The organism is Sphingomonas sp. LR59 (assembly GCF_036855945.1).
Classification (GTDB): Bacteria; Pseudomonadota; Alphaproteobacteria; order Sphingomonadales; family Sphingomonadaceae; genus Sphingomonas.
Window position 1 is genome coordinate 2,313,602 of sequence record NZ_JASPFL010000001.1, and the last position, 22,921, is coordinate 2,336,522.

The 22,921-nt window shown below is 64.4% G+C and carries 21 protein-coding genes, 1 tRNA gene and 2 pseudogenes; 15 read left to right on the forward strand and 9 right to left on the reverse strand.

Annotation, left to right across the window (positions count from 1 at the left end):
• Position 1: 1 nt before the first annotated feature.
• A complete protein-coding gene (locus QP164_RS10725; protein WP_333923110.1) occupies positions 2-733 on the forward strand; it encodes a phosphocholine cytidylyltransferase family protein in 732 nt (243 codons plus the stop codon).
• A gap of 316 nt (positions 734-1,049) precedes the next feature.
• Here QP164_RS10725 and QP164_RS10730 read toward each other — a convergent pair whose 3' ends face one another.
• Entirely contained in the window at positions 1,050-1,691 is a 642-nt protein-coding gene (locus QP164_RS10730; protein ID WP_333923111.1) for a peptidylprolyl isomerase, read from the reverse strand.
• A 121-nt stretch (positions 1,692-1,812) separates the two neighbouring features.
• On the opposite strand from QP164_RS10730, the gene QP164_RS10735 reads away from it, so the two are divergent.
• Genes QP164_RS10735 through QP164_RS10760 form a run of 6 tightly spaced genes read left to right on the forward strand, consistent with a single transcriptional unit; the run spans position 1,813 to position 6,952 of the window.
• Positions 1,813-2,736: an ATP-grasp domain-containing protein gene (locus tag QP164_RS10735; RefSeq protein ID WP_333923112.1), complete on the forward strand. Its 924-nt coding sequence runs from the start codon at positions 1,813-1,815 to the stop codon at positions 2,734-2,736.
• Positions 2,736-3,752, forward strand: coding sequence for an LLM class flavin-dependent oxidoreductase (locus tag QP164_RS10740; protein ID WP_333923113.1), 1,017 nt, complete (start codon positions 2,736-2,738; stop codon positions 3,750-3,752). Before QP164_RS10735 ends, QP164_RS10740 begins: the two co-directional genes overlap by 1 nt.
• Positions 3,749-4,483 (forward strand): methionine ABC transporter ATP-binding protein, encoded by a 735-nt coding sequence (locus QP164_RS10745; protein ID WP_333923114.1) that lies wholly within the window; start codon positions 3,749-3,751, stop codon positions 4,481-4,483. The genes QP164_RS10740 and QP164_RS10745 overlap by 4 nt, the downstream gene beginning before the upstream one ends.
• Positions 4,480-5,142, forward strand: coding sequence for a methionine ABC transporter permease (locus QP164_RS10750; RefSeq protein ID WP_056062682.1), 663 nt, complete (start codon positions 4,480-4,482; stop codon positions 5,140-5,142). Before QP164_RS10745 ends, QP164_RS10750 begins: the two co-directional genes overlap by 4 nt.
• Positions 5,143-5,150: 8 nt before the next feature.
• Positions 5,151-5,945 carry a MetQ/NlpA family ABC transporter substrate-binding protein gene (locus tag QP164_RS10755; RefSeq protein ID WP_332754605.1) on the forward strand — a complete coding sequence of 265 codons (795 nt, stop codon included), beginning with the start codon at positions 5,151-5,153 and terminating at the stop codon, positions 5,943-5,945.
• Between the two features lie 38 nt (positions 5,946-5,983).
• Positions 5,984-6,952 carry a magnesium and cobalt transport protein CorA gene (locus tag QP164_RS10760; RefSeq protein ID WP_333923115.1) on the forward strand — a complete coding sequence of 323 codons (969 nt, stop codon included), beginning with the start codon at positions 5,984-5,986 and terminating at the stop codon, positions 6,950-6,952.
• A 134-nt stretch (positions 6,953-7,086) separates the two neighbouring features.
• On the opposite strand, the gene QP164_RS10765 is transcribed toward QP164_RS10760, so the two are convergent.
• Positions 7,087-8,076 carry an NADP-dependent oxidoreductase gene (locus QP164_RS10765; RefSeq protein ID WP_333923116.1) on the reverse strand — a complete coding sequence of 330 codons (990 nt, stop codon included), beginning with the start codon at positions 8,074-8,076 and terminating at the stop codon, positions 7,087-7,089.
• A 141-nt stretch (positions 8,077-8,217) separates the two neighbouring features.
• Entirely contained in the window at positions 8,218-9,567 is a 1,350-nt protein-coding gene (locus QP164_RS10770) for a DUF2171 domain-containing protein (protein ID WP_333923117.1), read from the reverse strand.
• Between the two features lie 237 nt (positions 9,568-9,804).
• On the opposite strand from QP164_RS10770, the gene QP164_RS10775 reads away from it, so the two are divergent.
• Together QP164_RS10775 and QP164_RS10780 are read left to right on the forward strand one after the other, a co-directional pair.
• Positions 9,805-9,880, forward strand: a tRNA-Ala gene (locus QP164_RS10775).
• Between the two features lie 314 nt (positions 9,881-10,194).
• Positions 10,195-10,712: pseudogene (locus QP164_RS10780) on the forward strand (2OG-Fe(II) oxygenase family protein).
• 122 nt (positions 10,713-10,834) lie between these two features.
• On the opposite strand, the gene QP164_RS10785 reads toward QP164_RS10780, so the two are convergent.
• On the reverse strand, positions 10,835-11,311 hold the full coding sequence (locus tag QP164_RS10785) for a MarR family winged helix-turn-helix transcriptional regulator (RefSeq protein WP_443027484.1): 477 nt from the start codon (positions 11,309-11,311) through the stop codon (positions 10,835-10,837).
• Positions 11,312-11,412: 101 nt separating this feature from the next.
• On the opposite strand from QP164_RS10785, the gene QP164_RS10790 reads away from it, so the two are divergent.
• Together QP164_RS10790 and QP164_RS10795 are read left to right on the forward strand one after the other, a co-directional pair.
• A complete protein-coding gene (locus QP164_RS10790) occupies positions 11,413-11,838 on the forward strand; it encodes an organic hydroperoxide resistance protein (protein WP_333923118.1) in 426 nt (141 codons plus the stop codon).
• 320 nt (positions 11,839-12,158) lie between these two features.
• Positions 12,159-12,539: a hypothetical protein gene (locus QP164_RS10795; RefSeq protein WP_332754613.1), complete on the forward strand. Its 381-nt coding sequence runs from the start codon at positions 12,159-12,161 to the stop codon at positions 12,537-12,539.
• A 124-nt stretch (positions 12,540-12,663) separates the two neighbouring features.
• Here QP164_RS10795 and QP164_RS10800 read toward each other — a convergent pair whose 3' ends face one another.
• Positions 12,664-13,083: a hypothetical protein gene (locus QP164_RS10800; protein WP_333923119.1), complete on the reverse strand. Its 420-nt coding sequence runs from the start codon at positions 13,081-13,083 to the stop codon at positions 12,664-12,666.
• A 234-nt stretch (positions 13,084-13,317) separates the two neighbouring features.
• Entirely contained in the window at positions 13,318-13,932 is a 615-nt protein-coding gene (locus tag QP164_RS10805; protein WP_333923120.1) for a TonB family protein, read from the reverse strand.
• Between the two features lie 751 nt (positions 13,933-14,683).
• On the opposite strand from QP164_RS10805, the pseudogene QP164_RS10810 reads away from it, so the two are divergent.
• Positions 14,684-15,645, forward strand: a pseudogene (locus tag QP164_RS10810) (carboxylesterase/lipase family protein); the annotation flags it as partial.
• 75 nt (positions 15,646-15,720) lie between these two features.
• Positions 15,721-16,074, forward strand: a complete 354-nt coding sequence (locus QP164_RS19865; protein ID WP_443027485.1) for a carboxylesterase family protein — start codon at positions 15,721-15,723, stop codon at positions 16,072-16,074.
• 57 nt (positions 16,075-16,131) lie between these two features.
• On the opposite strand, the gene QP164_RS10815 is transcribed toward QP164_RS19865, so the two are convergent.
• Entirely contained in the window at positions 16,132-19,224 is a 3,093-nt protein-coding gene (locus QP164_RS10815; protein ID WP_333923121.1) for a TonB-dependent receptor domain-containing protein, read from the reverse strand.
• Between the two features lie 200 nt (positions 19,225-19,424).
• Here QP164_RS10815 and QP164_RS10820 point away from each other — a divergent pair, with 200 nt between their 5' ends.
• On the forward strand, positions 19,425-20,486 hold the full coding sequence (locus tag QP164_RS10820) for a N(4)-(beta-N-acetylglucosaminyl)-L-asparaginase (protein WP_443027434.1): 1,062 nt from the start codon (positions 19,425-19,427) through the stop codon (positions 20,484-20,486).
• A 9-nt stretch (positions 20,487-20,495) separates the two neighbouring features.
• Here QP164_RS10820 and QP164_RS10825 read toward each other — a convergent pair whose 3' ends face one another.
• Entirely contained in the window at positions 20,496-20,693 is a 198-nt protein-coding gene (locus QP164_RS10825; RefSeq protein ID WP_132735639.1) for a hypothetical protein, read from the reverse strand.
• Positions 20,694-20,867: 174 nt separating this feature from the next.
• On the opposite strand from QP164_RS10825, the gene QP164_RS10830 reads away from it, so the two are divergent.
• Entirely contained in the window at positions 20,868-21,938 is a 1,071-nt protein-coding gene (locus tag QP164_RS10830) for a PA0069 family radical SAM protein (protein WP_333923122.1), read from the forward strand.
• Between the two features lie 544 nt (positions 21,939-22,482).
• Here the strand turns inward: QP164_RS10830 and QP164_RS10835 are convergent.
• Positions 22,483-22,842, reverse strand: a complete 360-nt coding sequence (locus tag QP164_RS10835; protein WP_333923123.1) for a VOC family protein — start codon at positions 22,840-22,842, stop codon at positions 22,483-22,485.
• Between the last annotated feature and the right edge of the window lie 79 nt (positions 22,843-22,921).

Sequence of the window (22,921 nt, forward strand, 5' to 3'; positions counted from 1 at the left end):
CATGATCGACACGCCCCGGATTCAAACGGCGATCATCCTCGCCGCCGGGGAAGGCAGCCGCCTTCGCACCTCCGCCCCGTACAAGCCGCTCTGCGCGGTAGCGGGGCGGCCGTTGATCGCCCACGCGCTTGAGGGGCTGGCCGAGGCCGGCTTTGCGCGGGCGATCGTGACGGTGAGCTACGGGCGTGAGGCGATCGAAGCGTATCTCGCGAGCCGGCGCTGGCCGTTGAAGGTCGAGACGGTTCTCGCGGATCACCGCGAACCCAATGGCGTCTCGGTCCTCGCGGCACGCGACGCGCTGGCCGATAGCGAAGCGGTGCTGGCGATGTGCGATCACCTCGTCAGCCCAGACCTCTACGCGCGCATGGCGAAAGCCGGCGCTGGCGGTGGTCTACGCCTCGGCATCGACCGACGGCTCGGCCACGACTGGGTCGACCCCGAGGACGTCACCTGCGTCGCCACCGAAGGCGACCGCATCGTCGCGATCGGCAAGGGCCTCGAACCCCACGACTGCTACGACACCGGCGTCTTCGCGATCGGCCCAGCGCTGTCGGATGCACTGGCAACGCTCGCCAGCCCGTCTTTGACCGAAGGCGTCCGCCTGCTGGCCGCGCAAGGCCTAGCCCGGATCGTCGATTGCAGCGACATCGACTGGATCGACGTCGACGACGCCCCCGCGCTGGCCAAGGCCGAAGCATGGATGGCGACGAAAGCGGACGCCGTCGCCGCCTGACCCAGTCGAGTTCGCGTTCGAGAACTCCCTGTTACCAACTACACTTCTGTTCCTTGTTCCCTCGCTAACGCGGGGGCCCAGGAGCCACAGGCACCGCCCTATATTTAGCTGGGCCCCCGCGTCCGCGGGGGAACGGCTAGGCGGCGCTCTGTGTCTCGGTCCAACCGTCCCAACCTCAACCCCACCCCGGCGAAGGCCGGGGCCCAGTTGGGGGACGGCGATAACGACGCACAGTCCGCCGTTACTGCAACCTTTCCAACTGGGCCCCGGCCTTCGCCGGGGTGGCGGAGCTGATGAGGTGACGTAAAGTCCTCCCCTACTTCGCCCGCCGAACCGTCAAAATCTTAACCGGCGCGGCAATCATCTGCCCCTTCATCACCCCGACCCCGGCGGTCGCCGACGTCGGCGCAGCGAGGATGCGTTTCACGACATCCATCCCCTCGACGGCATGCCCGAACGCCGCATACCCCGCGGTATCCCCACTCCCCGTCGAGTTCGCATCCAACGACAACACCGGCCCGACGGTAATGAAGAAATCCGCCGTCGCCGTCCCCGGCGCCAACCGCGCCAGCGAGATCGTCCCATCGACATGCGACAGCCCGGTCTTGCTGGTCGGCTCGTGCGCCACCGGCTCCAAGATGCGCTTCGGATCGTTCTGCGGCCCGCCCTGGATCAGCCCGGTCCCCTGCCCCAGGTTCATCGCGCGATAGAACGTCACGCCATCGAGCCGCTTCTGGTCGACATAACGCAGGAAATTCGCGGTCGTCAGCGGCGCGCGATCCTTTTCCAACGCCAGCGTGATCGGCCCCTCGCTGGTCGTCATCACAATCGAGACGGTCGCCGCCGGCACCGACTCGGCCGGAACAAGCGTGGCCGGTGTCGCCGGAGCGACGGTTTGCGCCGAGCCGGATACGGCACAGACAAGGACGAGCGAAGCGCCAAGCGTTTTCAAGATCATCGCCAAGGCTACCGCGGCAAACGCGCCCTGTCAGCCGGGAACATCAGCCGAGAACGTCAGCCGGTAACGATGCGAAATTGCGCGTGCCAAACTATTGCTTGGGTTTGCACGCCCGCGCGCAATGCGTATCCGGGACACGATGACCGATCTCGCCATTCTCTACGAGCACCCGCTCTGGTTCGAACCGCTGTTCGCCGCGCTCGACCGCCGCGGCGTCGCGTTCACCCGCGCCACGCCCGACGGCTTCTGGAACCCCGCCGACCAGAGCGCCCCCGCCCCCGTCGTCTTCAACCGCATCGCGATGTCGAGCTTCCTGCGCAACGATGAGCATCCGATCTTCGACACGATGGCGATGCTCGATCACTGGCGCCGCACCGGTGCGCGCGTGATCAACGGCACCGACGTGCTCGCGATCGACGCCTCGAAGGCGCGGCAATTGTCGCTGATCGCCTCGCTCGGCCTCGCGATCCCCGAGACGCGTGTCGTCCACCGCGCCGCAGACGTCGTCCCCGCCGCGCAGACGCTGCGCTTCCCATTGGTCGTGAAGGCGAACATCGGTGGATCAGGCGCAGGCATCGTCCGCTTCGACAGCCTAGACGAATTGCGCACCGTCGTAGCCGACACCGGCCTACCGAGCAGCGTCGACGGCGTGCTGCTGGTCCAGGAATACGTCCCCGTCCGCGACGGCGCGATCACCCGGATCGAGACGCTAGACCGCAAATTTCTTTACGCAATCGACGTCGCAGGTGGCGGTGCGTTCGACCTCTGCCCCGCGGACGCGTGCGTCGTTCCCGGCTCCGGCATCAAGATGGCCGCGGTCGAGCCCTCGCAGACCCTGAAGGACGCCGCCGAAGCGATCGCCAACGCGGTCGATCTCGACGTCGGCGGAGTCGAGGTGATGATCGACGACCGCGACGACGTCGCGCGCTTCTACGACATCAACGCGCTGTCGAACTTCGTCGCCAAGCCATTGGATGTGCTCGGCTGGGATCCGCACGACCGCCTCGTCGATTACCTCGTCGAACAGATCGAGAAGGCCCGCTGATGCGCTATGGTTACTGGACCCCCGTCTTCGGCGGCTGGCTTCGCAACGTCCCCGACGAGGGGATGGAGGCGAGCTGGGCCTACACCAAGGCGCTGACGCAGAATGCCGAGCGCTGGGGCTATGACCTGACGCTGATCGCCGAGCTGAACCTCAACGACATCAAGGGCATCGAACAGCCCGCGCTCGACGCGTGGTCGACGGCGGCGGCGCTGGCGGCGGTGACCGACAGCATCGAGCTGATGGTCGCGGTCCGTCCGAACTTCCATCACCCCGCGCTGTTCGCCAAGGCCGCGGCGAACATCGATCGGATCTCGGGCGGGCGGCTCGCGCTCAACGTCGTCTCGTCCTGGTGGGCGGACGAGGCCAAGCAATACGGCCTCCAGTTCGACCAGCACGACGATCGCTACGCGCGCACCGCTGAGTGGCTGACCGTCGTCGATGGGTTGTGGACGCAGGAGCGCTTTGACTTCGCGGGCCAGTTCTACACCACCGAACAAGCGATCTGCTCACCCAAGCCCGCCAAGCGCCCGACCGTTTACGCGGGCGGCGAAAGCGAGAAGGCCAAGGCGATGATTGCCGCGCAGTGCGACGCCTACGTCATGCACGGCGACCCCGCCGACGCGATCGCGCCGAAAATCGCCGACATGGCGGCGCGGCGCGAAGCGGCCGGCGGTGCGCCTATGCAGTACGGCATGGCCGCCTACGCGATCGTCCGCGACAGCGAGGCGGAGGCGAAACGCGAACTCGAGCGCATCACCAGCGTCACCGAGCTACCCGCCGGCTATGCCAATTTCGACCAGTGGCTATCGGGCACGCAGCTCGAACGCGAGTTGAAGATCCAGGAATACTCCGTTTCCAACCGCGGCCTGCGCCCCAATCTGGTCGGCACGCCCGAGCAGTTGAAGGAGCGTATCGCGGAGTACGAGGCGGCCGGTCTCGACTTGCTGCTGCTCCAGATGAGCCCGCAGGCCGAGGAAATGGAGCGGTTCGCGGTGCAAGTCATGGACTCCGCATGATCCGCCTCACCGACGTTGTTAAAACCTACCCGGCCAGCGAAGCGGCGGCCCTCGACGGGGTCTCGCTGGAGATTCCCGCACGCGGCGTGTTCGGCGTCATTGGCCAGTCCGGCGCAGGCAAGTCGACGCTGATCCGCCTGATCAACGCGCTCGAACGCCCGACTTCAGGGCGGGTCGAAGTCGATGGGGTCGACGTAGCCGCGCTGTCGGCCTCAGACCTGCGCGCGCTGCGCCGCCGGATCGGCATGATCTTCCAGAACTTCGGACTGCTCTCGTCGCGCACGGTCGCCGCGAACGTCGCGTTCCCGCTGGTGCTCGCGGGCGTATCCAAAGCCGAGCGCGAGACGAAAGTCGCCGCGCTGCTCGACCGCGTAGGCCTCGCCGATCACGCCACCAAATACCCCGCCCAGCTCTCCGGCGGCCAGAAGCAGCGCGTCGGTATAGCCCGCGCGCTCGCCACCGACCCCGACATCCTGCTCTGCGACGAAGCCACCAGCGCGCTCGACCCCGAAACCACCCGCTCGGTCCTCACCCTCCTCCGCGACCTCAACCGAGACCTCGGCCTGACGATCGTTCTCATCACCCACGAAATGGACGTCGTCCGCTACGTCTGCGACCGCGTCGCCGTCCTAGAACGCGGCCGCATCGTCGAGACCGGCGACGTCGCCGACATCTTCGCCAACGCCGCCCACCCGGCAACGCAGCGCATGCTGGCGGCGCTGGCGGCATGAGCTTCTTCGCCAACATCGACTGGTCGGACATCGGCCAGGCGTGCCTCGACACGCTGATCATGCTCGGCGGATCGCTGATCCTGACGATCGCGTTCGGCCTGCCGCTCGGCGTCCTGCTCTACCTCACCGACCGGGGCCGGCTGTCGCAGAACCGCGTCGCCAACGCCGTCCTTGGCATCATCGTCAACATTCTCCGCTCGGTGCCGTTCATCATCCTGCTGATCGTGATGATCCCGCTCACCGTGATGCTCGTCGGCACCTCGCTCGGCGTCGCCGGCGCCATCCCGCCGCTCGTCGTCGGCGCCGCGCCGTTCTATGCGCGGCTCGTCGAGGGATCGCTCAAGGAAGTCGACCGCACCACGATCGAGGCGGTGCAGGCGATGGGTGCCACCACGCGTCAGATCGTCACCGGCGCGCTGATTCCCGAGGCGCTCCCCGGACTGATCGCCGGCGCCACCGTCACCGCGGTAGCGCTCGTCTCGTTCACCGCGATGGCGGGCGTGGTCGGTGCGGGCGGGCTCGGCGATCTCGCGATCCGGTTCGGCTATCAGCGCTTCCAGACCGACGTCATGGTCGTCACCGTCGTGCTGCTGGTCGTGCTCGTCCAGATCATCCAATATGCCGGCGACGCGCTCGCTCGCCACTTCACCCGCCGCTAGGAACTGCCATGAACCGCCGCACCCTGCTCGCCTCGTTCTCGCTGCTCGCGCTCGCCGCCTGCGGTGGTGCTAAGACCAACGACGGCAAGACGCTGACGATCGCCGCAACCGCGGTGCCGCACGCCGAAATCCTGGAATCGATCAAGCCAACGCTCGCCAAGGAAGGCGTCGACCTCCAGATCCGCGTCTTCAACGACTACGTCCAGCCCAACCTCCAGGTCGAGCAGAAGCAGATCGACGTGAGTTATTTCGAGACCAAGCCGTATCTCGACCAGTTCAACGCCTCGCGCGGCACGCATCTGGTGACCTACGCCGGCGTCCATGTCGAACCGCTCGGTGCCTATTCGCGCAAGTGGAAGTCGATCGCGCAGATCCCCAACGGCGCCACCGTCGCGATCCCGAACGAGCCGAGCAACGGTGGCCGCGCGCTGCTGTTGCTCCAGAAGGCCGGGCTGATCACGCTCCGGAACCCGACCAACCCGCTGTCGAGCCTCAACGACATCGCCACCAACCCGAAGAACCTGAACTTCAAGGAACTGGAGGGCGCCACCCTGCCCCGCACGCTCGGCGAGGTCGATCTCGCGCTGATCAACACCAACTACGCGCTCGACGCGAAGCTCAACCCGGTCCGCGACGCGCTCGCGATCGAGGACAAGAACAGCCCTTACGTCAATTTCGTCGTCGGCCTGCCCGGTGGCGAGAAGGACCCGCGCGTCGTGAAACTGATCGCCGCACTGCGTAGCCCGGCGACCAAGACCTTCATCGAGCAGCATTATCGGGGTGCGGTGCTCCCGGCGTTCTGATACCGGCGCGAGCCTCGTTAGCGTAATTCAGAGGCTCCATGACGGTCGTCGCCGCGTATCTCTATCGTCATGGCAAGCGCGTCCGCGCGGTCTCGATCGACGAGAAAGTTGATTGCCCCGCGGATCGCTCTGAGTTCGTCTGGATCGGCATCTGCGATCCGTCGGCCGAGGAAATGCGGACGCTGAAGGATCAGTATAACCTCCACCCGCTGGCAGTGGAGGACGCGATCAAGGCTGACCAGCTGCCCAAGGTCGACGTGTACGGCGACCAGCTGTTCGTGGTCGCGCGCACCGCGCAACTCGAAGACGACAAGATCGCGTACGGCGAAACCGCGATCTTCGTCGGCCACAGTCACATCATCAGCGTCCGCCACGGCTCGGCACGCTCGCACAAGGCACTCCGCGAACAGCTCGAAGCCGCGCCAACGCTGTTGATCAACGGCGTCGATTACGTCCTCCACGCAATTCTCGACTACGTCGTCGACGGCTATCTCCCGATCGTCGAGAGCATCGAGGACGAGGTGCTGGCGATGGAACAACGCACGATCGACGCATTCCTAGGCCGCGACGAAATTGTCCGTATCTTCGGTCTGAGACGCGAAATGATCCGCTTCCAGCGCATCCTCGGACCCATGGGCGAGGTCGCGGGCAAGATCGTCCGCCTCGACCTCCCCTGCATCGACACCGAGGCGAAACCGTATTTCAGCGACGTGCTCGATCACGTCCGCCGCGTCCAGACGATGGTCGAGGGCCTGCGCGAAGTGCTGACGTCGGTGTTCGAATTCAGCAACCTGCTCGAACAACAACGCACCGGCGCGATCACCCGCCAGCTCGCCGCCTGGGCCGCGATCCTCGCCGTCCCCACCGCGATCGCCGGGATCTACGGCATGAACTTCGAGAACATGCCCGAGTTGAAGACGGAATACGGGTATTTCGTCGTGCTGGGGGTGATCGGTGTCGTCTGCGCCGCGCTATACGTAAAGTTCAAGCAGGCGAAGTGGCTGTAGGAAGGGGCACAACCATCGTCATCCCCGCGGAGGCGGGGACCCATATTCTCAAACGCTGGCGGTTAGACCGCTACGCTTGCCAGTATGGATTCCCGCCTGCGCGGGAATGACGATGAGAGGTTGGGGATACGAACTCAAACCTTGACGAGCATCTTCCCCGTGTTCCCACCCGAGAACAGCCCCAAAAACGCATCCGGCATCGTCTCGAGCCCCTCGTGCACGGTCTCCTGCCGCTTCAGCGTCCCCGCCGCCAGCATCCCGCCCATGTCCTTGTAGAACTCCTCGGCACGATTCATGTAGTCGCTGACGATGAACCCACGGATCTGCACGCGGTTACCGATCAGCCGCGCGAGATACTTCAGCTGCGTCGCAGCCCCGCTGTTATACACGTCGATCATCCCGCACACCGCGAACCGCGCATGCAGGTTCGCATGTGCCAGCGCCGCGTCGAGATGCTCGCCGCCGACGTTGTCGAAATACACGTCGATACCTTTCGGAGCAGCCTCGCCGAGCGCCTTCACTACCGGCACGTCGCTCTTATAGTCGATCACCGCATCCGCACCGAGCGACTTCACCCACGCGCACTTCTCCGCACCGCCGGCCGAGCCGATCACCGTCATGCCCTTCGCCTTTGCGACCTGCACGACCGTCGATCCGACCGCACCCGCCGCCGCCGACACGAACACCGTATCGCCAGCCTTGGCTTCGGCGACCTGAAGCAGGCCGAAATACCCGGTCATCCCCGGCATGCCGAGCTGACCCAGAAACGCCTGCGGAGGCACGTCGAGCGCGGGCAGCTTCTGCACCTGCGCGGCCGGCACCACCGCCTCGTCGCGCCAGCCGGCCATGTGCAGCACCATGTCGCCGACCTTGATGCCGTCGTCGTTGCTCTCGACCACTTCGCCGACCGCGCCGCCCTGCATCGCCTCGCCCAGAGCGAACGGCGGGACATAGCTCTTCACGTCGTTCATCCGCCCGCGCATGTACGGGTCGACCGACAGCCAGCGATTGGCGATACGCACCTCGCCGGCGCCGAGCGTCGACTGATCGAGATCGATCATGGCGAAGTCGGTATGCTTCGGCATGCCTTGCGGACGTGCCTTCAGGCTCCATGCACGGGCCATAAACTTGCTCCTGTCTTGATTATTCGTGTTGCGGGTATGGCGAAACGCACACTCAACGCAACCTGCAAAAAGGCCCGGACGTTTCCGCCCGGGCCCCTTTTCGGCTGACATCATGCAACGCCAGCCAACGCTTTCAACCAGTTAGTACGTGGTCGAACCCGACTTGCCAAGCGTGTCCGACGTCGTGCCAGTAGTGGTGCCGCCGGTCGTGCCCGTGGTCGATGCCGTGCCGGTCCCGGTGCTGCCCGTCTGCGTGCTGCCAGTCTGCGTGCTACCAGTCGCCGTGCTGCCCGTCTGCGTGCTCGAAGCATAACCGCTGGTGCCGGTATCCTTCTTGTCGCCGCCCATGCGATCACCGTACTCGAACATCGCCGAGTTGCGCTCTTCTTCCTTCCACGCCGCCTTGGCTTCGTCGGCCGACTTCGACAACGTGACCTTGCCGTCGACGGTCTTGATCCAGCGCGATGGGATCGAGTGGTGCACGCCGCCTGCATCGCGGTCGTTCTTGGTCAGCAGAATCCGGTCGCCCTTCACCTTGTCGACCGTGCCGACATGGCTGCCGTCAGACCCGACGACTTCCATATGCTCGGTAACCTGCGACAGCGAGCTGCGCTGGCCCTGGCGCTCATTGCGCCACGACGAGAATTCATTCTCGAACTTCGAGCGGTTCTCGTTGCGATACTCGTCATAGTCGCGGTCGAGCGCCGCGATCTGCGTGCTGCGCCAGCTATGGTAATGGTCGTCATGCGTGTTCGACGCGCGATTGCCGAACGCACGGTTGTCGGAGTTGCCATAGGACCGCTCGTCATAGCGTGCATCGGCTTCGCGACGGCGCTCGGCCTCGTCGTCACCGAACCACGAGCGAACTTCGTCGCCTGCGCGCGCGATGAATCCGCGATCGTCATAGTCATAGCCCTGTGGCTGGCGACCATAGTCACGCCCCTCGTTACGGCTGCCGCCGCGCGCAGAATTGCGGTTGTCGTCATCGGCATCGCGGTTGCGACCTACGTCCTCGAAGCGACGTCCGTCCGAAGCGTAGCTGCCGTGATATTCGGCATCGCCCGAACCCTGGCTGCGCTGCCCGTAGGACTGCTGGCCATAGCCCTGGCCGGAGCGCTGCTGGCCATATCCCTGCTGACCGTAACCCTGCTGGCCATAACCCTGGCCCGATCCCTGGCCGTAGCGCGACTGGCCGTAGCGATCGCCGCTCGATGGCTGCGAGCGGTCATTGTGGCCGCCATAATAGTCGCGACCGCCCTGCTCGCGACCATATTGATCGCCGCGTCCCTGGTCGTCACGCCCCTGATATCCCTGACCGCGGCCACTGCGGTTGTCGTCGCGATCAAATTCGCCGGCGGCTTCATATTCGCGCGCGCTGGAACGACCATAGCCGCCACCATCCGCGCGGAAATCGCGACCATAATCGTTCGAGTTCGGCCGACCGTAATAGTCGCCCGACTGGCGATCTCGGGTGTTGCGTTCGTAGACCATAGGAACCTCCTAATTGCTGTCCTGCGGCTGCCGGCCCCGTCGATCGCGGGGTCGTACATTCCGAGGACTACAAGCGCCAAGCTGGCGGAATGTTCCTGTGATTGCGGCAACTTGACGGCGACCCGACGCTCCGTTGCGACGACGCGCCGAAGGTCAGTTGGCGCAGTCGCGCCAACCCGGTTGCAACGCCCAAATCGAGCCGCTAGATCATCGATCCTGGCCTATGGCCAACCGCGCGGGGCCGTAGCTCAGATGGGAGAGCGCTGCAATCGCACTGCAGAGGTCAGGGGTTCGATTCCCCTCGGCTCCACCACGCGCGCTGGAACTCATATCGGTGGCGTAGCGGGATAAACACGCACCCTTCTGCTGGCCGCACATCGGCGTTAGGCGTGGGCATCCTCTGCGAGGTTTTCGATGCCGACCGACCCATTCTTGCTCAACCCCAACCTCGATGTCTCGGACCTGCGCGCGCGGTACGCGCGCGCAGGTCGCGTCAGGATTAAGGACCTGTTGTCGGACGATGGGCCGCAACGCCTGCGCGCATATCTTCAGGACCATGCGGATTGGCGGCAGGTGCTGAACAGCAACGACACTTTTTACGAACTCGATCGCTCGGTCCGGGACGCGATGAGCGATCCGCAGCGAAAGGCGCTGGATGCCGCGGTTCACAAGGGCGCCGAGAGCGGTTTCCAATATCGCTACGAGACGATCCGCGTGGCGGACGGCGTGGGCGCACGCGTAGCGAACCCCGATCTGCTCACGCTATTCGCTTCGTGGTTGTCGAGTCCCGCCCCGCTACCGGTGCTGAAGGCGATCACCGGCGCCGACGATACGCGGTTCGTCGATGCGCAGGCGACCGCCTACGCAGCCTGCGACTTCCTCACCGCGCACGACGACGAGGTTGCCGGCAAGGATCGACGTGCGGCCTATGTGTTCGGCCTCACCCCGCAGTGGCGCGCCGAATGGGCGGCCTGCTGCTGTTCCATGATCGCGACGGCATCGTCGAGGGACTTGTCCCGGACTTCAACACGCTCGACATCCTAGCTGTCCCGCAACTCCACAGCGTGTCCTATATAACGCCCTCCGCGCCGACGAAGCGGTATTCGATTACGGGATGGTTGCGGGCGCAGCGGCAGCCCGTCTGACATTGTCAGTCGGAGCCGCAACCGCGGAGCGGACCGACGGGTTGCTATCTCATCAAATGAGCGAAGGCTTCATCTTTGCGCCTATGCTTTTAGCAGATGCATCCTAAGATCTATCGCAAATTTCATTGAACCACTGCGGATTTGGCCCCGGGCTTGAGCGCTAGCGCCTGACGAAGCGCCGCCACTTCAGCGTTGAGATACGCCAGCCTATCCGGCGTCATTCCCGATCGTTCCACGATCAACGGACCCAGACATCCCGTCTCAGCCCAGCGGGCGCGACCCGCGTCGGTCAAACGGACGCGGACCTCACGCTCGTCGGCGGGATTGCGAATCCGCGTAACGAGCCCCGCTGCCTCCAAACGCTTGGCCAGTGGCGTGATCGTGCTCGGTTCCAGCGCGAGCCTCTCGGCGATGGCGCCGATCGAACGGCCATCCTGAACCTCGTTCAAGGTCTGAAGAACGAGAAACTGCGGGTAGGTTATGCCAAGCCGGTCGAGCGCAGGCTTGTAGGCACGATTGATCGCGATCGTCGCAGCGTAGAGCGAAAAGCACAGTTGATCGTCGAGTGGCAGAGGGTCGGACACACATAGCTCCTTCATGACGATCACTATCACGGAAATGATTATCGCACCAAATAATGCTGGACAGCAGCAGCAAGCTTACCTAGATATTTATCGCGATAAGCAATTGGAGGCTCAAAATGTCGATCGACGTAAAATACACCACTGAAGCCACAGCAACCGGTGGTCGTGACGGACATGCTCGCTCGCAAGACGGCCGCTTCGACGTCGCCCTCTCGACGCCAAAGGAACTGGGCGGCGCAGGCGGCGACGGCAGCAACCCGGAACAGCTGTTCGCGGCCGGTTACTCCGCCTGCTTCATCGGCGCGCTGAAGGTCGCCGGCCAGCAGTTGAAGATGAAATTGCCCGAAGACGTCGCGGTCACGGCCAAGGTCGGCATTGGTCCCCGGTCCGCGGGTGGTTTCGGTATCACGACCGACCTGACGGTATCGTTGCCGGGTCTAGAGCGTGACGATGCGCAGAAACTGGTCGATGCAGCACATCAGATTTGCCCGTATTCCAACGCAATGCGGGGGAATGTGGATGTTGGGTTGACGCTCGCCTGAGGAATTCGCTTAAATACCGGCGTGGCGGTGGGGGTCCTTGCGTGCCGCTGCGCCGGGTGTGGGGCTGTTGCAAACTATTGCCTTCGAAGGAGAGTTAGCGCGGTTGCCGAGTTTTGGCGGTCGGCTCATGCGTCCTTCAGCTACTGCCCGCCCGTCGACTTCGGCCTTGGCCGCGTCGCCAAAAGATAACCCAGGATACGGTCCGTACGGTTTTCGCCACCCGATTGATCGAGAGCAATACGGTAACCCGATCCGCCCGGACATTTCCCCCGCGACACCGCGTTGACGATCGCCACCACAGGCTTTGCGGAGAGAATGACATGGCCGTTAAATTCGCCGGAACGATGAACGCGATCAACCGCGGACTTGATGCTACCAAGCCCACCAAGGGTGCCGACATGGTCGAGGATTGGGAAGCCGCGTTGGCCGACGTCGATACCGCGGGTGCCAAGGGCATCCTGCGCGACCTCGCCTCGCTGCGCAAGCAACTGGAAAAGGACACGCCCGACGCGGATCGCGTCCATGCGCTGTTGCACCGCCTGGGCACGGCGACGACCAAGATCGCCGACAAGTCCGACAAGTCGCAAGAGAAACTCAAGGCGCTTGGCGAGGCATTGACCGAAGCCGGTGAGGATTCGCCGGACGAGGAGGAAGACACCGAGGCCGCCGCAAGCCCGAAGCGCGCGCGCAAGAAGGCGTAAGTATAGTGGGCCGGTCCGACGACCGGCCCATCTATCTCGTTTCCCGGTCGTCCACGTCGCGCGATCCCCGGGCTTTCGACCCGCCTGACCTCTTAGCCAGCATCCCCGACCGACCTGGCTCACGTTATCCTTTGAGCTTGGATACGTGCACCGCGATCAATTTTACATACGCGGCCGAAGCAACGCCGAGCGAGAAGGCGGGAACGTAGACCATTCCGACGCCAAATAGCGGTGCAGCCGCGTACGCTTTATACGCTGTCCAGCTGGCGATCAGCAGATACAGAAATACTACACAAAATCCCAAGCTAGCGAGAACAAGGGCGATCTTGGCCGTCCGATCCAGGTCAATAGACTTGCGTTCGTTCACGATATTCGACCTGATCATCACATTGTAATGGACGAATATCGCGATGCCCGAAACTATCCCGATTGCGGCTACTGCACTGGTATAGTGGAAAACATACCATCCACTGACAGCCCAGCCCGCCAATAAATATACGGGCGGAAGCCATCCCAAGATGGGCTTGCAGATTGCGTTTAGCATCACTGGAGCACCTTCCCGTTCCAAAAACGTCCGTCCTGCAACGCCTGCAGGATTGCTGGCAAATCAGAGCGCTTAGAGTACAGCCAGACCCGCGGGTGATCCGGCGGGATGGTTTCGCAGCGACTAATTGAGAGTTTGCTAACGGGTTGTGTTCGCAGACGCGGCCAGGCTCATCGCCTTGGCGGAACTTGAGAATTCTATCCGTGCCCCCGATCGCGGGTCGCTATTATGTACTCAGTGGGTCGGCGCGGTGTCTGGGACGGCTGGTGTCACGATTTCCAGCTTGCCCATCTTGACCACGGAGTCCGTGATCCAAACAACGGGAATGCCGACCCACGCATCGTTCAGCGGCTTGCCGTTGCGCCGCGGGGGATGAACCCGGAAGATCCGTGAGGCGGTCAGCGCCGCCTTGCCAAAGCCAAATCCCCCGGCGCTCTCGGCGATGACGCGGCAATCATGGACGCGGGTCGAGAGTAGAACCCGGCAGGCGAGGACCGCCTTTCCGGAAATGCGTTTCTCGACGGCCTGCCGGGGTGCAAACGGCTGCAACGCACTGTCGCCGGGTTTCCATACCCAATCGGCCTTTCGAAGAACGTCGAGCGGGCCTGGACCGTCGAGTTCACCGCCGGCGATGCCGTTACCAGATCCGGTGCCAAGCCCGATGCCGGCACCATCACCGCGGTTGGCGACGTGCGATGGCCCTCCGCCAACGCCATCGGCACGCGCGAGCCGTGCCGGAGCAATCGGTTCGGACGTGGCGAGCGTGATGGTAGGAGGCAGTAATGTACTATCCGACACATCCGGAATTAAAGGCGCACGTGGTGCCGTTTGCGGCCTGATGTCCGGCATAGGCTCCTGACGCTGCCGTCCATCCGCCGCGTCGACCTCGCGAACACGCTGGGGCTCAGGAGGAACGGGGGCGACGCGACCGGACGTTCGGGCAGAGGTAGCAGCGTGACAAGGACGGGAGTGTTCCGCCCGATATCCTCGTGTCGCTCTTCGATCCAAAAAGGGTGAACCACAGCGCCAGCAGAATGATGATGGCGGTCAGCGTTCCAGCCCCGATGCGTCGCCACCACCGTTCACCGATCTGTTCCAAAACCGGGGTCGGTGAGTAGCAGGATACCAAGGCTTTACCCTTCAAGTGTCTGGCAGACGCCATGATTATCTAAACCGACCGCCAAGTCTACTCTGTCGGGGGCAAATCGGTTGCGATCGTCCGGCGGCACCGTCCAAGCACATCGGTGTCGGTGGCACGAAGCCTGCGACCAGAAGATTAGACGCCAGCGGACGCTGTCGGAGGCGTGTTCACGCGGGCATCTGGTGGCGGCTTTCCCATGGTGAGGTTTCGAAAGCGTTCGGATCGCCTTCCCCCAGTCATCATGGCTGCGTCGATACTATGCGCTACGTTCAGCCAGCCGTTGTCTATGCGATTAACTGTGCGCTACCATTGTCAGGCCAAGGTGGCGGAATTGTCAGACGTTGCGTTACAGCGATGCAGGAGATGGGTCCGGGTTCGATTTCCCGCCGCGGGCCCCATCACTCATTTCTGTCGCGCGCTTCGGCCGTTATCGCTTCGATCAGAGACGAGGATAGTGCCATGCGTTTGACCTTCACCCTTGCGGCGGCCTTGCTGGCCAGTTCGACGTTGGCGCACGCCGAAGCTGGCGAGACGCGTGTGCGGATCGATACCGGTCGGTTGCAGGGTCGCGAGTCCGGTGGCGTCGTGGCGTTCAAGGGTATTCCGTTCGCTGCGCCGCCGGTCGGTCCGCTCCGCTGGCGGGCCCCCAGCCCGCGGCCGCCTGGCGTGGCGAGCGCGACGCGAGCCGCTATGCCAATGACTGCATGCAGCAACCTTTCCCAAGCGATGCCGCGCCGCTTGGCACGCCGCCGGCCGAGGATTGCCTCTATGCCAATGTGTGGAAGCCCGCCGGTGCGAAGGCGAAATTGCCGGTGATGGTGTGGATCTACGGTGGCGGCTTCGTAAACGGCGGATCGTCGCCACCGACCTATTCCGGCAGCGAATTGGCCAAGTCCGGCATCATGGTCGTCAGCTTCAATTACCGCCTCGGACGGTTCGGCACGTTCGCGCATCCGCAGTTGACGAAGCAGGATCCCGATCACGGGCTGCTTGGCAATTATGGCTATATGGATCAGCTCGCCGCGCTGAAATGGGTCAAGCGCAACATCGCGGCGTTCGGCGGCGACCCCGCCAACGTGACGATCATCGGCGAAAGCGCGGGCGGCATGTCGGTCCACACTTTGCTGACGTCGCCGATGGCGCGCGGGACATTCCAGAAGGCGGTGGTGCAATCGGGCGGCCCCAGCACCGGGCCTGCCGGGACGATCGCCACGGCGGAGACGATCGGCATCGCGTTCGCGCAGTCGAAGGGGATCGCGGCCGGTGATCCGCAGGCCTTGGCCAAGCTGCGTCGACTGTCGGCGGACCAGGTGACCGATGGCTTAAGCCTGGCGGCGATGTTCACGCCGGGGTCGGGGCCGCGGACGTATAGCGGGCCGGTGGTCGATGGCAGGCTCGCGGTCGATCCCGTCGCCGCCTATGCCGCGGGACGGTTCGCCCGGGTGCCGGTGATGATCGGCGCGACCAGTGACGATATCGGTGGGCCGCAAGGCTATATGATCGCCGGCGCGCGCGACACCGCGGCGGTGCTCGCGGCGAAGGGCGTGCCGACCTATCATTACCGGTTCTCGTATGTGGCGACGTCGGTTCGGACAGATACAACCGCAGGCGCGTCGCATGCGACGGACATCCCGTTCTTCTTCGATACCGCAGCGATAAAATATGGTGCGCAGACCAGCGCGACCGACCGGGCGGCGGCGCACACCGCGAGCGCGTATCTCGTGAACTTCGTGAAGACCGGTAACCCGAACGGTACAGGGCTGCCGAAATGGCCGGCGACGAAGGCGGACGCGCCGGCGATGCTCGATCTGGATGCGCAGGGCGGCGCGGCGCTGATCGAAGGGGACTGAACCGAAACCCTCCCCCGGTGGGGGAGGGTTTCGGAGGGCAGTCGTTCATCCGAGCGGTCAGAACCGGACGGTGGCGCCTACCGCCAGGTTACGGCCGAGCGAGTCGTAGCGCGCGGGGATGGTGTTGCTGCGCGCGAGGCTGATGTCGTATGAATTCGCCAGGATCGGCGGCGTCTTGTCGAGCAGGTTGTTGGCGACGAACCGGAGCGAGAAGTCCCTCGAGATCGCGAACGTCATCGCCAGATCGAAATAGCTGACCGGCGCGATATGGTAGAAGGTCGTCCGCGCGCGGGCCGCAGTGCCGCCGATCGCCTCGTCACCCGAATTGTCGGCATGCGTCAGCGAACCGACATAGCGCCAGTTGAACGACGTGCTGAAGATCCCGTCGCCCGTCGTGTAGGTCGTCCGCAGACCGTGCGACCATTTCGGCAGCAGCTGGCTGCAACCATTGCCGTAATAGCCCGCACAGTTGCGCTTGGGCTGAAGCGGTGAATCCTGGCCGCCCGCGAACGTCGTCAGCGATCCGTTGAAGTTCAGATCGAGCTTGCCCGCACCGCCAAGGCCGACCGTGTACTGGCTCTGAAAGTCCCAGCCGCGGGCGATCGAGAAATAGTAATTGGTCGTGCCTGCGCGGATGAAGCCGCTGGTCGGGTTGCTCGCGGCGGCGGCGTAGAGGATGCCGGTGCCCGGCTGGCGGACGATCCCCGAGCAGAAGAACTGGTCGCCGCCCGAGCGCAGGCAGCCATCGGTGTAATAGCTGTCGTCGTTATAGCCGAGCGAGTTGTTGATCTTGATCCGGTAGCGATCGACCGAGAAGACCAGCCCCTTGAGGAAGCTCGGTTTCACGACCAGGCCATAGGTCTGCGTGTAGGCGGTCTCGGGATCCGCGGTGAAGCCACCCGAGCGCACCGTGCACTGGTCGTTCGGGCACAGCAGCGTGGCGCTGCCGTACAGTGCGTCGGACAGTCCGGTCGCGGCGCACACCTCGCGCGAGGCGAGCGGCGTGGTGCTGGTGATCGTGCGGCCCGGATTGTTCGGATCCGCCACCTGCCGCGCGACCGGTGCGCAGAAGTCGTTCTGCGATCCACCCTGGCGGCTGTAATCGATGTTCGTCGCCTGGCGGATCTCGAACACCGTCGGTGCGCGCTGCGCCTTGTTGAACGAGGCGCGGAAGGTCAGGTCGCTGATCGGCGCATAGACGCCCTCCAGCTTCCAAGTGTTGAAGACGCTCGGGTTGCTGCTGTATTTCGAGACGCGGAAACCTCCAGTCGCCTGCAGCAGATGCGCGAAGCGACGCTCCTGGACCAGCGGCGCCTGAACCTCGATGTTCGATTCCCAGACGTCCTGGCTGAGATTGAAGTCGGTGCCGCCATTCTGCTCGCGGTAGATCGCATCGGCGGACGAAGCATAGCTGTCCTTGCGGTATTCGGCGCCGAGCGCGATCGCTACGCCGTCGTTCGCGAAGGGCGAGGTGACGCCGTATTTGCCGAGATCGCCGGTGACCGACGAGACGACGTCCCATAGCTTGGCGACGCCCTTCGACGTGCCGCTGCGGCCGGTGAACAGATACTCGGCGAGTGGTGCGCCGAGCGTTCCGGCGCTGAACGCGTCGAACGGAACGCAGGCGGGATCGACGCCCGATACCTTCGAGGCGCAGGTCGGCGTACCGTTGACGTTGACGACGTTGAGCGAGCGATTGACCCGGTCGTAATCGGCGAAATTGCCGAACGTGATATCCTGCTGATTGCGCGAGAAGACGCCGCCGACGTCATAGGTCCACGCCTTACCGACGGTGCCGCGTACGCCCGCGGTCGCGCGGATCGCGGTGTTCAGATACGTGTCGGGTGCAAACGGCAGGTCGTTGAAGCGATAACGCACATCGAGCGGTGCCGTCGCGGACGTGCCCGCCTGCGCGCCGCAGATCGTACTGGCCTGCGACGCCGACAGATACGGGTTGTTGCAGTTCACCTGGTACGGCGCATCGCCATAGGCGGTGTAGCTGTAGATGCGCGTCGGGTAGGGATTGATCGACTTGTCGCGGAACCAGATTCCCGAACCGTACAGCTCGATTTCGGGCGTGATCCGTGCGCTGACGAAACCGCCGGCGGTATACCGCTCGAACTGGCGCTGATAGGAATAGCCGTCATACGGATTGGCGGCGTTCCCCGCGCCGGCGCCGTAGGGCACGAACGTCTGCGTGCCGGCGGGATCGTTGACATAGCCGACGCCGCTGTTCGCGCCACTGCGCGGCGAGACATAGCCGCTCGGCGAATAGGTCGACAGCGAGCACGACAGTGGGCCGTCCTTGCCGGTCTGGACGAGCTGGCAGGCGGATGTCGACCGCGCATCATAGGGAACGTCGTTGGCCTGGCGGTAATTGACGAAGCCCGAGAAACGCAGCGCACCGTCGAACAGCTTCGACCCCGCGGTCAGCGTGACGTCCGAACGGCCGCCGTCGTTGGCGAGCCCGCGCGGGCTGCCGAATGCGTTCGCGCGGGCCAGCGGCGAGACGATCGTGTCCTTGTTGTCGTGATTGTAGAAGCTGTAATTGCCGTCGAGCTGGATACCCTCGAAGTCCTTTTTGAGGATGAAGTTGACGACGCCGGCGACCGCGTCCGAGCCATAGACCGACGATGCGCCGCCGGTCAGCACGTCGACGCGTTCGAGCAGCGAGGGCGGGATGATGCCGACGTCCTGGCCGTTCTGCGTGCCGAGCCGCTTGCCGTCGACCAGCACGAGCGTGCGTTCGAAACCGAGGCTGCGCAGCTTGATCCGCTGGCGGCCGTCCGAATCCTGATAGGTCTGCTGGCTGTCGGGCGACACCTGCGGCAGTCGATTGAGCACGTCCTCGACGGTGATCGCGGCCTGCGCGCGGATATCCTGCGCGGTGACCGTGGTGATCGGCGCCGCCGACGTCATGTTGGGACGGCGGATCCGCGACCCGGTGACGACGACGGTGTCGTCCGCCACCGCGGCGGGACGGGCGGTCTCTTGCGTGGCGAGCGCGGTATCGGCGTCGGCCTGGACCTTCGCCTCCGCCGGCGTCGTTGCCGCAGCCTGCGCCGGGCTCACCGCATCGGCGGGACTGACCTGCGCCGCGGCCGGCATGGCCGCGAGAAAGATCGACGCTGCGAGAGCGATCCGCGACACGGACTGATCCAATATCATCATGTTCCCCTTTTAACTCCGGCTGCGTCACGACGCGTTCACCGGCCCCGATGACAGGTTTGGTCAAAGAGAGTTTTCGTCAATGCCTAAACAATACCGATCTAGGACATCGAAGAAATAATGTTGCAAAGCAGCATGGTGACTGGTCAGCCGATATGGTCTGCGATAGCATCCCGCGATTGGTGCCCGGGGGGACGAACGATGAATACGAGACGGTCATTGCTGGCGGCGCTGGGCGGCCTTGGCGCGATCAATCTCGCCGCGCCTTTCGCGCGCGCCGCGTCGCGACCGGACACGCGCGACCAAGGGGTTCGCCCCGCATTCGCAGCGGATCGGGTGCGGTCATCCTCTCGACCTGGGACTTCGGGGCCGCCGCCAACGACGCGGCATTCGCCAAGATGCGCGCCGGCGGATCGTTGCTCGATGCGGTCGAGGCGGGAGCGATGGTGCCCGAGGCGGACCCGAACAACCACAGCGTCGGCTATTCAGGCTATCCCGACCGCGATGGCCACGTCACGCTCGATGCGGTCATCATGGACGATGCCGGCGGCGTCGGCGCGGTCGCCGCGCTCGAGGACACCGTGCACGCGATCTCGGTCGCGCGCCGGGTGATGGAGCGGACCCCGCACACGCTATTGGTCGGCGAAGGCGCGACGCGGTTCGCGCGCGATCAGGGCTTCCCGCAACAGTCGCTGCTCACGCCCGAGTCCGAAAAGGCGTGGCGCGAGTGGCTCAAGACCTCGAAATACCAACCTGAGGCCAATAGCGAAAACCGCATTACCCGTACGCCCGGTGGCGCGCTCGACCATGACACGATCGGTCTGCTTGCACGCACGGTCGACGGACGGATGGCCGGCGCATGCACCACGTCGGGCATGGCGTTCAAGATGCGCGGCCGGGTCGGCGATTCTCCGCAGGTCGGCTCGGGATTGTACGTCGAGGCGGGCGTCGGCGGCGCGACCTCGACCGGTCTTGGCGAGGAAGTCACGCGCGTGGCGGGATCGGCGCGGGTCGTGGCCTCGATGCGCGCGGGCGCAACGCCGCAGCAGGCGTGCGAAGAGGTCGTTCGTCATATCGCAACGCTGCGCGGCGCGGCGATCCGCGGCATCCAGGTCGGCTTCCTGGCACTCGATACGAAAGGGAATGTCGGGGCTTACTGTCTGCTGCCGGGCTTCACCTACGCGGTGACCGACGCGAGCGGCGCAACATCGGTGCTGAAGGCCCGCTCGCTGTTCAAGGCGTGACGCCCGTCACTACGCCAGCGCGGACCCGCCCCTCGCCGCATGGATGAGATCGACAAGCTGCTTGTTGATCGACGAGCCATGAAGATGGAGATGCACCGCGTCGTACCCCTCGCGGCGCAAGCGTTGCCGTAGCGCATTGACCGACTCGCACTCGCCCGAGCGTGCCAGTTCGAATGCGCGTTCCACCGTGGTCATCTGTCCCGTCATCGCTTTGCCCTACGCCGGATCGCGACCGCCCGCGAGTATTGATTCGCGTGTCGTCGCACTTGGTGAAAAGCGATCAATTTCAGGTAGATGCAGATTAACTCAGCCGTTCGAGCATTTTTTAGACCGAAACATTATGTTCTTTATATGTTCCGTAGTCGAGCGTATCATCGTGCGATGAAACAGGTCCGTCCGGTTCGCGGTGCGACGCGCAATGACGAAAGCCGCCGGTTCAATCTGCCGCAGACCGAGGCGGACGGCGACTGGCTCGACATGCGCGAGGGGATCGACGGGATCGCGCCGAAACTGCGCACGACGGTGACGGTCGAGACACCGCGGACGATCATCAGCCGCAATGCCTCGCCCGACGTACCGTTCGACCGCTCGATCAATCCGTATCGGGGCTGCGAGCACGGCTGCATCTATTGTTTCGCGCGGCCAAGCCATGCGTTCCACGATTTGTCGCCGGGGCTGGATTTCGAGAGCAAGCTGTTCGCCAAGCCTTCGGCGGCGACGCTGTTGCGCGCCGAACTGTCGAAGCCGGGCTATGTCTGTGCGCCGATGGCATTGGGGACGAACACCGATCCGTACCAGCCGATCGAGACCGACTGGCGGATCACGCGCGGCATCATCGAGGTGCTGGCGGAAACCGATCATCCCCTCACGATCACGACCAAGTCCGACCGCGTGGTGCGCGATCTCGACCTGCTCGCACCAATGGCGGCGAAGGGGTTGGCGGCGGTGGCGATGTCGATCACCTCGCTCGATCCGAAGATCGTGTCGACCGTCGAACCGCGCGCGCCGCATCCCGAGCGACGCTTGGCCGCGGTGCGCAAGCTCGCCGATGCGGGCGTGCCTGTGTACGTGTCGATCGCGCCGGTCATCCCGGCGATTACGGACCATGAGATCGAACACCTCGTCGCGCGGGCGGCGGAAGCAGGAGCAAGCCGGGCGTTCTTCATTCCCGTGCGATTGCCGCATGAAGTCGCACCGCTGTTCCGCGCGTGGCTCGACGAACATTTCCCTGATCGCGCGGGGAAGGTGATGGCGACGATCGCGTCGCTGCGTGGCGGCAAGGACAACGACCCGAATTTCTTCACGCGGATGAAGGGGCAAGGGCCGTGGGCGGACCTGCTGGGAACGCGGTTCCGGATCGCGTGCGCGAAGCACGGGCTGAATCAGGAGCGGATCGCGCTCCGCAACGACCTGTTCCGGGCGCCGCGGGGGCCGCAGGGGGAATTGTTTTGACCACCCGGAGATCGGTGCGCGAGGGCGCGGATAGCCGGGTTTCAGCGTGTGCCGTCTGATCTGTTCTCGTCATGGCGGGCCCTTAGGCTTCGCTCGGGCCGGCTTGGGTCGGCATCCAGGTGTCGCGGAGGCGAGAAAATCTGGTTTTGCGGAACGGCGGCGCTCGGAATTTGTCGGTACTGTCGCGATCGGACCTGCACGCGCTGCCCAACGCGTTCGTTACGCTTCTCCTCTTTGTTCTCCCGCGAAGGCGGGAGCCCAGTCTGGATCCCCGCCTTCGCGGGGAAACATGGGCACCGGTCGGAGAGCCAACCGCTGTAGCACGCGCGCAACGGTGGATGGTCGAATGTCGATCCGTCCCGGGCCGCCGCAATAACGCAGCGCGTGCGACAATCATCCTAAAGACCAGACAGCAGATCAATGGCGGCACGGTGAGTGGCCCACTCCCGAGCGGGTCGAACGCCGCGTACTTGGAGTCGCCACATTCTCAACCGATCGGCTGGCGGCACCGCCGCTCATCCGACCGAAGCCGAACGCGGCTTCCTTATGAAGGATCGTCGGGTTGCCAGAGTTCGATCGGGTTGCCTTCCGGGTCATGGATGCGGGCGAAGCGGCCGAAGCCGGGCATGTCCCATTCGGGATCGGTGATCACCGCGATCCCGGCCGCACGGAGGGTCACCAACATGCCGTCGAGGTCGTCGAGGCGCAGGTTGAGCATCCAGGGGCGATCCACGGGAAAATATTCGGCGTCGACCGCGAACGGCGCAAAGACGCTTGGCCCTGCCTGCGTCTCCCACGGACCAGAGGGCACCGATCCGACGCCGAGATGCTCGACATACCAAGCTCGTATCGCCTCCGGGTCCTTCGCCCGGAAGAAGAAGCCGCCGATCCCCGTCACGCCCATGCCTGCCCCCTAAGGTCGCACCGTTCAAAGACGATGCGACGATACCACACAGGGAACCGCGACGCAGCCGACAGACCGG

What these genes read in the sequence shown, in the direction of transcription:
- QP164_RS10725 (WP_333923110.1), top strand. Translation starts at nt 2, where the DNA reads ATGATCGACACGCCCCGGATTCAAACGGCGATCATCCTCGCCGCCGGG.
- QP164_RS10730 (WP_333923111.1), bottom strand. Translation starts at nt 1,691, where the DNA reads ATGATCTTGAAAACGCTTGGCGCTTCGCTCGTCCTTGTCTGTGCCGTA.
- QP164_RS10735 (WP_333923112.1), top strand. Translation starts at nt 1,813, where the DNA reads ATGCGTATCCGGGACACGATGACCGATCTCGCCATTCTCTACGAGCAC.
- QP164_RS10740 (WP_333923113.1), top strand. Translation starts at nt 2,736, where the DNA reads ATGCGCTATGGTTACTGGACCCCCGTCTTCGGCGGCTGGCTTCGCAAC.
- QP164_RS10745 (WP_333923114.1), top strand. Translation starts at nt 3,749, where the DNA reads ATGATCCGCCTCACCGACGTTGTTAAAACCTACCCGGCCAGCGAAGCG.
- QP164_RS10750 (WP_056062682.1), top strand. Translation starts at nt 4,480, where the DNA reads ATGAGCTTCTTCGCCAACATCGACTGGTCGGACATCGGCCAGGCGTGC.
- QP164_RS10755 (WP_332754605.1), top strand. Translation starts at nt 5,151, where the DNA reads ATGAACCGCCGCACCCTGCTCGCCTCGTTCTCGCTGCTCGCGCTCGCC.
- QP164_RS10760 (WP_333923115.1), top strand. Translation starts at nt 5,984, where the DNA reads ATGACGGTCGTCGCCGCGTATCTCTATCGTCATGGCAAGCGCGTCCGC.
- QP164_RS10765 (WP_333923116.1), bottom strand. Translation starts at nt 8,076, where the DNA reads ATGGCCCGTGCATGGAGCCTGAAGGCACGTCCGCAAGGCATGCCGAAG.
- QP164_RS10770 (WP_333923117.1), bottom strand. Translation starts at nt 9,567, where the DNA reads ATGGTCTACGAACGCAACACCCGAGATCGCCAGTCGGGCGACTATTAC.
- QP164_RS10785 (WP_443027484.1), bottom strand. Translation starts at nt 11,311, where the DNA reads ATGAAGGAGCTATGTGTGTCCGACCCTCTGCCACTCGACGATCAACTG.
- QP164_RS10790 (WP_333923118.1), top strand. Translation starts at nt 11,413, where the DNA reads ATGTCGATCGACGTAAAATACACCACTGAAGCCACAGCAACCGGTGGT.
- QP164_RS10795 (WP_332754613.1), top strand. Translation starts at nt 12,159, where the DNA reads ATGGCCGTTAAATTCGCCGGAACGATGAACGCGATCAACCGCGGACTT.
- QP164_RS10800 (WP_333923119.1), bottom strand. Translation starts at nt 13,083, where the DNA reads ATGCTAAACGCAATCTGCAAGCCCATCTTGGGATGGCTTCCGCCCGTA.
- QP164_RS10805 (WP_333923120.1), bottom strand. Translation starts at nt 13,932, where the DNA reads ATGCCGGACATCAGGCCGCAAACGGCACCACGTGCGCCTTTAATTCCG.
- QP164_RS19865 (WP_443027485.1), top strand. Translation starts at nt 15,721, where the DNA reads ATGATCGCCGGCGCGCGCGACACCGCGGCGGTGCTCGCGGCGAAGGGC.
- QP164_RS10825 (WP_132735639.1), bottom strand. Translation starts at nt 20,693, where the DNA reads ATGACGGGACAGATGACCACGGTGGAACGCGCATTCGAACTGGCACGC.
- QP164_RS10830 (WP_333923122.1), top strand. Translation starts at nt 20,868, where the DNA reads ATGAAACAGGTCCGTCCGGTTCGCGGTGCGACGCGCAATGACGAAAGC.
- QP164_RS10835 (WP_333923123.1), bottom strand. Translation starts at nt 22,842, where the DNA reads ATGGGCGTGACGGGGATCGGCGGCTTCTTCTTCCGGGCGAAGGACCCG.